Annotated in this window: 11 protein-coding genes; 4 read left to right on the top strand and 7 right to left on the bottom strand. The window is 67.2% G+C overall.

The features are described from left to right. Together ACLJQ7_RS29230 and ACLJQ7_RS29225 are read right to left on the bottom strand one after the other, a co-directional pair. Entirely contained in the window at nt 1–972 is a 972-nt protein-coding gene (locus ACLJQ7_RS29230; RefSeq protein WP_410651383.1) for a polysaccharide deacetylase family protein, read from the bottom strand. After that, nucleotides 969–1,811, bottom strand: coding sequence for a hypothetical protein (locus ACLJQ7_RS29225; protein ID WP_410651382.1), 843 nt, complete (start codon nt 1,809–1,811; stop codon nt 969–971). The genes ACLJQ7_RS29230 and ACLJQ7_RS29225 overlap by 4 nt, the downstream gene beginning before the upstream one ends. A 452-nt stretch (nt 1,812–2,263) precedes the next feature. On the opposite strand from ACLJQ7_RS29225, the gene ACLJQ7_RS29220 reads away from it, so the two are divergent. Together ACLJQ7_RS29220 and ACLJQ7_RS29215 are read left to right on the top strand one after the other, a co-directional pair. Then, entirely contained in the window at nt 2,264–2,623 is a 360-nt protein-coding gene (locus tag ACLJQ7_RS29220; protein ID WP_410651381.1) for a hypothetical protein, read from the top strand. Nucleotides 2,624–2,819: 196 nt separating this feature from the next. Continuing rightward, complete coding sequence (locus tag ACLJQ7_RS29215) at nt 2,820–3,566, top strand: hypothetical protein (RefSeq protein WP_410651380.1); 747 nt, start codon at nt 2,820–2,822, stop codon at nt 3,564–3,566. A gap of 32 nt (nt 3,567–3,598) precedes the next feature. On the opposite strand, the gene ACLJQ7_RS29210 is transcribed toward ACLJQ7_RS29215, so the two are convergent. Then, nucleotides 3,599–3,724 (bottom strand): hypothetical protein, encoded by a 126-nt coding sequence (locus ACLJQ7_RS29210; RefSeq protein ID WP_321183572.1) that lies wholly within the window; start codon nt 3,722–3,724, stop codon nt 3,599–3,601. A 519-nt stretch (nt 3,725–4,243) separates the two neighbouring features. Beyond that, a complete protein-coding gene (locus tag ACLJQ7_RS29205; RefSeq protein WP_410651379.1) occupies nt 4,244–4,552 on the bottom strand; it encodes an ANTAR domain-containing protein in 309 nt (102 codons plus the stop codon). Nucleotides 4,553–5,605: 1,053 nt separating this feature from the next. Between ACLJQ7_RS29205 and ligD the strand changes: the two genes are divergently transcribed. Further along, nucleotides 5,606–7,678 (top strand): DNA ligase D, encoded by a 2,073-nt coding sequence (ligD, locus tag ACLJQ7_RS29200; RefSeq protein ID WP_410651378.1) that lies wholly within the window; start codon nt 5,606–5,608, stop codon nt 7,676–7,678. A gap of 88 nt (nt 7,679–7,766) precedes the next feature. Here ligD and ACLJQ7_RS29195 read toward each other — a convergent pair whose 3' ends face one another. Next, on the bottom strand, nt 7,767–8,486 hold the full coding sequence (locus tag ACLJQ7_RS29195; RefSeq protein WP_410651377.1) for a hypothetical protein: 720 nt from the start codon (nt 8,484–8,486) through the stop codon (nt 7,767–7,769). 1,028 nt (nt 8,487–9,514) lie between these two features. Between ACLJQ7_RS29195 and ACLJQ7_RS29190 the strand changes: the two genes are divergently transcribed. After that, nucleotides 9,515–9,988 (top strand): hypothetical protein, encoded by a 474-nt coding sequence (locus ACLJQ7_RS29190; RefSeq protein WP_410651376.1) that lies wholly within the window; start codon nt 9,515–9,517, stop codon nt 9,986–9,988. A gap of 226 nt (nt 9,989–10,214) precedes the next feature. Here ACLJQ7_RS29190 and ACLJQ7_RS29185 read toward each other — a convergent pair whose 3' ends face one another. Together ACLJQ7_RS29185 and ACLJQ7_RS29180 are read right to left on the bottom strand one after the other, a co-directional pair. Continuing rightward, complete coding sequence (locus ACLJQ7_RS29185) at nt 10,215–10,565, bottom strand: hypothetical protein (RefSeq protein ID WP_410651375.1); 351 nt, start codon at nt 10,563–10,565, stop codon at nt 10,215–10,217. Nucleotides 10,566–10,876: 311 nt separating this feature from the next. Further along, on the bottom strand, nt 10,877–11,224 hold the full coding sequence (locus tag ACLJQ7_RS29180; RefSeq protein ID WP_410651374.1) for a hypothetical protein: 348 nt from the start codon (nt 11,222–11,224) through the stop codon (nt 10,877–10,879). Between the last annotated feature and the right edge of the window lie 218 nt (nt 11,225–11,442).

Below are 11,442 nucleotides of genomic sequence, written 5' to 3'. Positions count from 1 at the left end.
TCATCTTCCGGCGTCCAGCCGGGTCACCGAGCGCTCTCTGCGCACATCGGCCCGATACACGTGTTCGCCGGTGCCGACGACGTCGAAATGCTCGCGCAACGTCCGCAGGACCCACGCCAGCCAAGCCACCTTCCGGCTGCCCGGGGTGCCCATTCCAGGGAAGAACTCCATGCCTGGGGCCTCGGCGCCGCCGAGGACGTCGGTGGGATGCAGCAGAAGGGACGGCGAAACTCCCCGAAGCAGGCACAGCCGCAGAGCCGTCTTGAAATACCCGCGAGCGAGGCGCGGGGAGACTTCGTGGAGTCGCAGGAGGTACGAGCCGTGGATCGGAGTCCGCACCAGCGGCATCGTCGTCACCGGGAGTTCCACGAGCGAACTGCCGTCGGTCGTCCGCCAGCGATACGCGTGCACGGGAGCCAGCACCTGCGCCACACCGCCGAACAACTCGTCGCGTCCGTCGCCGTCGTCGCTTCGGGGAGCCGTCCGATTGTGATAAGCACGGGCCAGTGGGCCGACCCAGGTCGGGAGTGTGCTGGCGTCGTAGGCGTATCCCCGTTCGGCCAGGACTTCGACGAGTTCGCGGGTGAGGCTGAATCCCGGCCCGCGGAAGCCGAGGGGAGGCGGGGCCCCGGCGGCGACGATCGCGTCGTCGGTACGCCGCAGTTCCTCTTCGAGACGGGCTCGCGAATAGCGGTGCAGCCAGGGCTCGTGACCGAACGAATGGTTGCCGATCTCGTGGCCTGCCGCGGCGATCTCGTTGACGGCCTTGGCGCCGTCCTCACGGACGACGTCGGCGCCGACGGCGAACACCGTCGTCGTCAACCGCTGGTCCCCGAGGATCTCGAGCAACCGTGGCACCGCCGAGGGCAGGAAACTGGGGTACCGGTGCCAACCGGGATCGCCATGGGTCTTGAGGTACGCCCACAGGTTGTCGAGATCGATCGAAACGCTGGCGAGCGGGCGCGCGGTCATGCGGTTTTCTCCGTCACGCCGGGCGAGAACGGCGAGGACCGCGCGTGCGAGCCGAGAACCAGTACACCGGCCACGACCGCGGTCAGCCCGAGAACGACCCAAGACCCGCTCCCGACGGCGACTCGGTCGCCGAGCACGGTGAGTCCGGCGACGGAGGACAGGGCGATGGTCGTGGCCTCGGCGATCGCCACGACCGTCGTCGCGAGACCACGCTGCAGAGCGGCCGCCATCGAGGCCTGTCCGATCACGGCGGCGGCCAGCATCATCCAGGTCAACGGATTCGCGGGCAGCGAAAGGACCTCCAGGTGGGCCAGCGCCCGGCTGATGATCGCCACCACCGCGAACGAGACCCCGGAAACGATGGCGGGCATCAGGAAGCTGTCCAGCCGGCTCGTCCGCGTCGTCGCCACCGCGGCGCCGATCAGCACCGCCGACAAGACCAGGACGGTGCCCGGGGTCAGATCCCCCGCGATGGAGGGCTGGGACGAACCGGCGAGGGCGATCAGCCCGGCCGCCATCACCGCCAGCGCCGCCCCCTCGACCATCCGTATCCGCCACTTCAAGACCACGACACCGAACACGGTGGCCAGCCCGATCGCCGAACACGACGCCGTTTGGACCAGATACAGCGGCAACGACTCGCGAGCGAAGAAGGCGAACGCGAAACCGCCCGCCTGTCCGGCGAAACCCAGTACGTAGAGCCGGTCGGTGGCCAGCCTGGCGAGCAGCCCCAGGCTCGTTCCCGGCCGATGTTCGGCCCGGCGGGCGGCGACACTCTGGGCGACGATGCCCATCGCGTACAGCCCCGCGGACATGACGAGTATCCCGTAAGCGACCACGAACGGCTCCTTCTCGGCACATCACGAACGGGGCCGGATTCGGCACCTCGTAGAGACGTTTCGGAAGCGTAGAGACGGGAAGCACTCGCCACGTTCGAAGGATCGAACCGGGAAGGTGGTCACTCAAAGAATTCGTCGTGGCCGTTGTTGTCGCTCACAAGGGGAGTGGCACGAGACTCAGGCGCGCGTTTGGACACCGTGTGTAACCTAATCCGGTGCGCGGGACGACTTGGCGGGCTCTCGAGTCGTTCGTGCGCACCGCTTCCGAACGGTGCACAGGACGGTTGATTCCCCTTTCGGGCTACAACAATCTCGGTCAGGCGGGGTTTCGAACCACACGATGATGGCACGAGTTGGTGATCCGTCCGCCGGTGTCGGTAGCTTTTGCGGCGCGGCACGCCGGTGTCCTTTTCGGCGTCGATGCCGTCTCATTTCCTATTCGAGGAGTGTTCATGCTGAAGAAGATCGGGTTCGTGTCCGCCGCCATGGCGGCCGGGGCGTTCCTGACCGGCGGGATCGCGGCCGCCGGGACACCGGACGACGAAGGTCACGGTCACCCCGTCCACGACGTGAGCGAGCAGGTCGGCCTGGCCAACCTGAACAACATCGACGTGCTGCACAACGTCAACGCGACGATCGGTGCGTGCGGTAACGACGTCAACGTCCTGGGTGTTCAGGTCCCCATCCGGGACTCGCTCAACGGCATCGGCGTGCCGATCCTCTCGCCGGGATCGCACGAGGCCAGCGGTGAATCGCCCTACAACTGCGCCGCGGGCGGCGTGCTGGACGGCGGGACGCACCAGCACAACTGAGTCCGGGTTCCCGTGGGTGTGCGGGAACCAAGGCCAGAGATGGGTTCTCGACGATTCGCGATCGACAGACGTGCCCGGTGCGCGCCGCTCGGCGGTGGCGCACCGGGCTCTTTGTCGTTGCCGCGTACGGGAAGGGCTTGTGGCGGGCCCCAATCCCGCCGCGAATCATTTGATGAAGGACTAAGGAGTATTTCGTATGCAGAACTGGGTCAAATTCGTCGTCCGGACCACGTTGGTCAGTGGCGGTTTGCTGATGGTGGGTCCGGGTGTCGCGTCGGCGACGGAGAACGTCGACCCCGACTTGCCGGCGTCCCTGGTGGACCAGCAGGTCGTCACGCCCGCGGTAGTCGTCCTCGGCGACTCTCTGCGTGAAGCGAAACCGTTGCAGCAACTGGAAACGGCAGGCCGGCGCGCGATGCAGCCGGTCGTCGACACCGCCGATGGCGCGCCCGGTGCCGCGACACCGGCCGGGCCGGTTCACCCGGCACAGGTGGCGTCGTTGCGGTCCAAGCCGCTCGAAGTCACCGAGGACGTGCTGGAGCCGGAACTGAACGGTTCTACGGCGAGCGTCGATCTGCCGGTTCTTTCCACGCTGGAGAGGACGAGCGACAAGGCGAACCCACTTGCCACCGGCGGTGAGCTTCGGACGCCTTCCCTTCCGCTCAGCGGCACTGTCGTCACCGATCCGCTCGATCCCGGCGCGGGCACCCGAGTGACCGCTGTCAACGCCGACGCCCCGGAATTGGGGAACAGCCACAATATGCGGGGAAGGTCCGACACGACGCCAAGCGCTTCCACGCTTCCGATCGATATGCCCGTGAGTGGCCAGCTGCCCACGATCGAGCAGATCGCCACAGTGGTGTCGGACGCGCCGGCGCTCGACACTGTGCTGGCTCCGCTCGGCTCGGGCCTGCTCTCCCCGAAAGCGCCGACGCGCCAGTAGTCTTCGGACATCGTGGTGGTCGCGAACGGCTCCTACAACTGCGTCGCGAACCAGATCGCCATCCATGCCAGGCAGCCCAGTGCCCCGCCGACTCCGAAGGCGAGCAACATCCGCCGCAAGGCGGCGATCTGGCCGGGCCGTCCGGCGGTCTCGGTCATGCCGGCATGAACGTTCGTCATATCGTGATTTCCCGGTGTCGCCGCGTTTTACACCTTGTTTGCCGCGGAAAAGTCCGGGGGTGGAGATCCTCGTGCGACGGCCAGGTCTCCGAACAGCTCGCTCGTCGAGGTCACATGCAGTGCTGGGGGCCGCGGCCCATGGAGGCGGCCGGGTGGAAGTGGCCGGTTCGCGGTGTACGTGCGCACCGCGAACCGGCCACGGCGGCCAGGCGGCGTGAACGAGGGGGAGGGTCCCGCCGCGGCCAGGTAATCCCCTGCCGGGATCTCTGCAGAGGTACCCCCATGTCCATGGGCGCGAAACCACCTGTCCGGGTTTCCCCTGACAGGACGGCCGGTGGAAGGACCAGGCGAGGCGGCTGTGAGTGTTCGAAGAAAATCTGTGGGCGCGTCCGTTTAGCCGGTCCGAAAGTGGACACCCACGGCGCGGGGTGTTGTTCAGAGAAGAGCTGCGCTCTGGTCCCGCCGGTCCAGCCCTGTGTGTCCGGCGGGACGCAGCACTTACTCTCCGAAGGCTGAGCCCAGCACAGATCTTCGGGTCTCGTCCAGCACCGTCCGCACCGCCTCGCGATCGGGTAGGGACGGCTCCACGTGGCTTCCCGCGGCGACGATCACCGTCGCGACGTCGTGCAGCTTGACGTTGGTGTGCTGCGAGATCGACTTCAGCGCCGCGAAAGCCTCCTCGGCCGACCATCCACGCAACAACATGAGCATTCCCTTGGCCTGCTCGATCACCGGCAGAGTCTCCATCGCCCGACGCAGCTGGTCCCGCTCGACCGAGGGGTCCCTGATGTCCTCGTGTGCCGTCATGTTCTCTATTTCACCGCACCCCTTTGCGCGGGTTACCACCGCGCTGGTCATCAGCCTCGACAGGCACCCGTCCTTGCGCGATCAGGTGGTCGTGCCCCGACGAGTTCGACGTCAAGGCTCGCGATCAGCGGTGTTGAGTCCATGCGGTTCGACGCCGCGAGTCAAGCGCTCGGGGAGAGTCGGCGGTGGACGAACGCTCACTTTCGCCGAAGGAACTTTTTGGCCCTGAGTAAGGCAGGCTGGAGTACGCGCCGGAGGTCGAGTCGCGGTCGATGTGCCGAGATGACGTTCCCGAGCTTCGCGCGTCGGGAGTCGATCGGTTGCCTCCGCTCAGGGGCCTGCGGTGTCGCCAGTTTTCCGGCGATCGATCCTGATTCCTTGGCGCCCTGGGCCGGTCGAGCGGGTTTCTCGGCCGACGGCGGCACGCCTCCCGTTGTTTCCGCGACCGGCACGGAGTTCGGAGCGGGGGCCGGTTCAGGGGTGGCCTGGGTCATCGCGGGTCGCTGGTGGGGCTGCGTGAGATTCTGCCGAGGCGGGACCGTCGATGAAGGGGGAGTGCGCTTGCGTCGTCCGCCTTCGGAGCGAGCGGCTCGCCGCGGCCTTCGCCGACCACGGTCGAGCATGCCGGGTGTGATCGCCGGGTTCATGAGCGGGGTGTGCGCGGCATCGGCGTTCGGCACAGCAGGCTCGTTCATCGCGGGATAGCGCGCGAACGCATCACCCGCCGGAGGACTGCTTCGGTGCCGAATCCGCAGAAGACCATAACCGCCGAGCAGTCCGAGTAGTCCGAGAATTCCCCACCACGTCGTCATCGTCGTCCTCTTTTCTGCGTAGCCGGTCAAAAACGGGTGTCCCCTCTGCGAGTTTTCAACCGAGGAGGCCCCCGATCGTGCGGCATCGTTCACTCGTATCGGGGTAGGGGAGCCAGGGTGCTCGGCATGGAGCACGCTGAGCAAACGTGCCGTCACACGGTCGTGACCTGCGTTTCTCCGGCGCTGTTAGGCCAAGCGGGTTACGGTCGAACCGCGGACGGCGGGGTGACGGGAGCTCGTGATGGCGCGGAAGGCGGTGCACGGCCGGGCGGAGAGCGGTGTTCCGGGCTGGGTGAGCCCGATGCTGGCCAGCCCGGACGGTGGCCGGTTGAGCGAGGGTCCGGAATGGGCGTACGAGTACAAACTCGACGGGTACCGGGCGTGCATGAGGGTCGCCGGCGATGGCACCACGGTGTTGACCAGCCGCAACGATGTCGACTTCACCGACGAGTTCGCGGACCTGACCGGTGTCCTGACCGAGGCGCTGGACGGCCGGAGCGCGGTGCTGGACGGGGAGATCGTCGTCTACAACGACGCGGGGCAGATCGACTTCGGGTTGCTGCAAGAACGCCGCGGCCGCTACCGGACTCATCGTAGTTCCGCGCGGCGTGATGAGCCGTTGGACGACGTCCCGGTCCGGTTCCTGGCGTTCGACCTGCTGCACCTCGATGGCACCTCACTGCTGCGCGAGCCGTATGACGAGCGGCGGCGGCAGTTGACCCTGTTGCCGATGCCGGATCCGTACCGGGTGGAGGTGGTGCGCGGGTTCACGTTCACCGAGTTGGCCGCCGATCGCCGGACCCCGCTGCACTTGCTCGAACATGTGAAGGCCAGCGGTCATGAGGGTCTGGTCGCGAAGCTTCGCACCGCGGCGTACACCCCGGGGCGTCGCAGCAACGCCTGGCTGAAGCACCCGCTGATCCAGACGACCGAGGTGATCGTCTGCGGTTACCGGCCCGGGCAGGGACGGCTGCACGGGGTGATGGGCGGACTGTTGCTGGGCGCTCACGACCCGGGCACCGGCGATCTGGTCTACGTCGGTGACGTGGGCACGGGCTTCACCGAGGCCGAACGGAGCCGCCTGCAGGCCCGGCTCGACCTTCTCGAGCGGAAGCGGCACCCGTTCGCGGTGGCGCCACCCCGGGCCGACACCGCGCGGGCGCATTGGGTGAAACCGGAGCTGGTGGGCGAGGTGGTGTTCCGGCAGTTCACTCGCGGCGCCGGCCGCCTGCGGCACACCGCGTGGCGCGGACTGCGAGACGACAAGGAGCCCGGCGATGTCCTGGCCCCGCAACGACGAGAGGCTGTCTCCGGCGAGGCTCGATCGGAGAAACCTTCTCGAGATGCCGCGCGTCCGCATGGCCAGGCGCAAGCCGAACCGGCGGTCGCGGACCAGCCACCGGCGGCCGGCGGACCGAAGATCGCCGTTCAGGCAGGCGGCAGGCGGCTCACGTTGTCCAATTTGGACAAGGTCTTGTATCCGGATGGATTCACCAAGGGCGAGGTCATCAACTACTACTCCCGTATCGCTCCGGTGTTGCTGCCGCATCTGGCCGGGCGTCCGGTGACGTTCATCCGCTTCCCGGATGGTGTCGGCGGTGAGCAGTTCTTCGAGAAGAACGTCCCGCACGGCGCACCCGCGTGGTTGCCCAGCGTCCGGATCGCTCGCAGCGGCGCCCGCGGTTCGGGAGAGCCGATCACATACGCGTTGTTGGAGGAACTCGCGGCCGTGGTGTGGGCGGCGAACATGGCCGCGCTCGAACTCCACGTTCCCCAATGGACTGTCGATGACGATGGGGTACGCCGCCCACCGGACCGGCTGGTGTTCGACCTCGACCCGGGTCCCGGAGCCTCGATCGTGCACTGCTGCCGCGTCGCGGAACGCCTACGCGACGCCCTGATCGACGACGGGCTGACCCCGATGGCGAAGATCTCCGGCTCGAAGGGCATGCAGCTCTACTGCGCCATCTCCACCGACGACCCCGGGGCCCCGTCGGCGTATGCCAAGAAACTCGCGCAACGCCTGGCCCGGGAAACACCGGACCGCGTGACCGCGGTGATGGCCAAGGCCCAGCGGACCGGGCGGGTGTTCATCGACTGGTCCCAGAACAACCCCGCCAAAACCACGGTTGCCCCGTACTCCCTGCGCGGCCGCGACCACCCCACCGTGTCCACCCCGATCACCTGGGACGAAGTCCGCGCCTGCCGTCGCCCGGCACAACTGGTGTTCACCGCCGACGACGTCCTCGACCGGGTCGACGACCACGGCGACCTGCTCGCGGACCTGGACGTCACGCGAGCGGCTCTGCCTTAGGGTCCTGACGCCCGGGTGGGGGGAGTGATTCCCCGCGAACGCGTCGAACGGCGTGGGCCGGGCCGACTGAACGGCCCGGCCCACCGCTTCATCGGCGATCGTGCGAGTGGTGGTGTCCTCGCCGGTCGATCGCGTCGGCCACCGCGCTCACTTCGTGGGTGACGGCGCCGTCTTCGTCCGCCGCGGTGTACCACTTGTGGTAGTGCGCGTGCTGGGGGACGGCCGCCGCCTGCACGCCTTCGGACACGGCGCCTTCCGGACCCGCCGAAAGGTCGGCGGCTTCGTACAGGGCGTAGTTGTCACCGGCCTGGCTGACCACGTGGGACGAGGTCGCGCCCGTGACATCCGCGGTCTTCGTCGAGGCGGCGTATGTCACCTGGGCGTGGTGGGGCTTGTGGTGGTGGTGGGCTTTCGAAGGCCGGTGCCGGGACGGAGCACTGTGCCCGTCGGTGTGGGCGATCGGTCGCTTCCCGTGGATCGTGGACGGTCGGCCGGGTTTGTCGTCGACGGGCAGGGTTACGGCCTCGTCGGCGGAGCCGGACTCTTCGGTGTGCAGCACGGCGGCTCCCGTGGGGCCCGCCAGCACCGCGGTTTCCTCGGTCCACCAATGGTCGTCGTGGCCGTGGTCCCAGACGGAGACACTGTCGATCGTTCCCGCGCCGCCGATTCCGGCGTAGGTCGCGGAGTTCTCGACGTAGCCGGCGGTGCCGGGTCCGTCGCCGGTGCCGGCGGAGGCGAGACCCGCGGAAACCAGGGAAAGCGGGACCACGGCTGCCGCCGCGAGCGCCCATCGACGCAATTCAGTCATGATTGTTCGTGATCCTTTCGAGTTGGTGATACCTGACGCGAATATGGTCACTAGAATCGACCTCGGGTGGTTCTCCACCCGCTTCGGGACAGTACCCTTGATCAACGCGAAGAAAAGTGTGTCACGGCCATCGCACTCTTTCGATACCTTTGTCCATGAGGTTGCCAGGGAAGGCTTGACCCGTTGTGGTGCAACGTGTTCATGGCTTCGGGGACAGCGGGACGGCAAGTGTGGATCGCGTGGAGACGATGGCAAACCGACGCCGTGAGAACGTGCTTCGGCACTCGCTTCCCGTCAACGCCTTCAATGCCGATACGCGGCAAAGGGAAACTCGAGTGGCGTCGACGACGATCGCGTCGGGGCTCGTCTGCGGGTCCGGAGGACCGTGTACGCGGAGCCGGAGCCGGCACTGAACTTCGTCGGTGAATACCGCGAGGCGAGAGGACGTGGACACATCGTTCGGCTTCAGCGGCAGTGGTGTTCGAGGGGTGCCCCGGCGTTTCGACGTCCGGGGCACCCCTCTGGCTGATGTCTTTGAACCGGTGCCTTCGTGTCAGATCCCAGCGCCGGGAGATATCGGACTTTCAGCGTGTGGCCAGATTAACGACGCGTCGTCCCGGCAAGAAGTGATCGATGCCGATGCCATTCTTAAGAGTGTCTTTTCTGCTCATGTGAAACGCCACGGTTACCCGAGAGCGTACGAAGGCAAACGGCACCGTCGGGTGGATCGGCGGTGGTCGATACGGGCGATGGTGGTGGCACCTGGGGTGAGAAGAAAGCGAAAAAGTGAGCCGATCGGTGGCCGGTGGCCACTCGATTCGGTGAGTCGGCTACGCAGCGTGCCTTTCGGCGGTGGCTCATCGGGATGGGTTTCACGCGAACTTGACGTTTGCGTCGCTGATTCCGTAATAACCGTGCACTGTGTGGAATTGAAGCCCGCTTGCCGCGTTGCCCGCACATTCGCGATATTCGCGGAGAAGGTTCACGATGAGCGGAGTCGGCAGTCGGAAACCCGGAGGAGTTGCGAAATGAGAAGTAAACTGACGCGAGCGCTCACGGTGCTCGCCACCGCGGCCTCGGTGGCGCTGGCGGGTGTGGGAGTGGCGCAGGCGAGTGGCCCCGGCGGGAACGGTTCGTCCAGTACCACCAGTGCGGCGGCTGTGGTTCAGACCATGCGGGACGCCCTGGTGGCCCGGGTGGACAAGGGAGACGTGCCGGGGGCCCAGGCGAGTCTTGGGGAACTCGCGCCGGTGCTCACCGACCTGGCGCGCGGCGAGCGTTACGTGATCCAGGCGCAGGCGAAGGAAACCGCGGTCACCGCCCGGCAGGAGAACGCCGAAGCGCGGCAAGGAGTGGACGAACTGGCCGCGCGCGTGGAGGCCCAGCAGGTGGGGCTACCGCCGGTGTCGGCGTTGCTCAACGCTCTGGTGCAGCGGCTCCTGATCAGTCTGTCCTCGCTGGTGAACGACCTCCTTGGCGGGCTTCCCGTTCCGGCCGGATAGTCCGGCCGGGCCCCGGACGGGGTGGCCCCAAGAAGGCCCGGCGCGAGATCCGCGCCGGGCCTTCATCGGCTCGTGTGCCGCTCAAGCGAGCTGGGGTAGGTCATTGGCACGAGGCCTGGGGATTCGATGCCGCTGTGTGGCCGTGTGGAAGCCGCGGATCTTCGAGCACAGGAAAAAGCCGCCGCGCGGTGGGGCGATCGCGCGGCGGCTCGTTTGGGAAGACGGTTCAGTTTTCCTGAACGGTCCCGCCGTCTTGGATGATGCCCGAGGCGCAGTTGTCCGGGGTGGTGCCTTCGGCTTCCGTCTCGCCGGGGGAGAGGACGGGCACGGCGATACCGTCGGCGACGTCACGGACGGGGACCTGGACGCCGAGCACGTTGACGTTGTTGTCGCAGACGCCGCCGACGACGTTGAGGTTGTGGATCACGTCGACGTTCTGGATGTTGCCGAGCCCGATCTGGTCGTTGTGGTCGACCGGGTGGCCCGCGACGGTGACGCCGGCCGCGGAGGCGGTTCCGCCGGCGATCGCCATTCCGGCGGCGAGAGCGGTGGCGACGAAGCCGAGCTGCTTGATCACTGAAGAACTCCTAATGAAGCCCGCCGGCAGGTGCCGGCGGGCGGGATGTCCGGGACGTCGCGGTCTGCGATGGCCGCGCCCGGTGGTGTCGGTTATGGTGCGAATACCTCGGGTGGGGCCGGCTCCCCTGGGCTGGTGACCGGCCCCACCCGTGCCGGCGTAGCCGTGCGTCGCGGCGTGTCCGGAGTACGGAGCAGGAGTGCGACCTCTCTCCGTGCTCCGGGCACGCGCTAGGACGCCGACGCGATCGCCGGACCCTTGCCGCGGGCCGTCTTCCGTGCACATCGGGCGTCCCGGGCAAGGAGATCTTTCTAGTTGTCCTGCACCGTGCCACCGTCGGTGATGGCACCCGCGGCACAGTTGTACGGCGACGAGCCTTCGGCTTCGTGGGCGCCCGGCGAAAGGATCGGCACGCCGATTCCGTTGAGCGAGTCGCGGATCGGCACCTGGACGCCGAGCACGTTCACGTCGTTGCCGCAGAGGCCGAGCGTGCCGTTGACGTTGTGCAGCGCGTCGATGTTGTTCACGTTGACCAGGCCGAGCTGGCCGCTGTGGTCGAAGCCGTCGTGGTCGTCCGAGGTGTCGGCGGACGCGATGCCGCCGCTCAGGATCGCTCCGGCGGCCATGGTGGCCGCGACGAAACCGATTTTCTTCAACATGGTGTCTCCTTGATTCGACGATTACGTCGGGCAGGACGGCAGGGAAGGTGTGTTTCCGTCCGGTAGGGAAAACGTACTGACGTTCAGGTGCGCTTTCCAGGCGGGACCACCATCGTGTGGGTATCGCAGCCCGCTGACCGCGCAATGTGTGGCCCGATCGGGTTATCCAGGACTTCCCTTGGCCGATAAGCACTTCAGTCGATCGTCAACTCAGGAGT

The organism is Amycolatopsis sp. cmx-4-54, assembly GCF_046548895.1.
Lineage (GTDB): Bacteria > Actinomycetota > Actinomycetes > Mycobacteriales > Pseudonocardiaceae > Amycolatopsis.
This window is presented reverse-complemented; position numbering and strand designations above follow the sequence as displayed.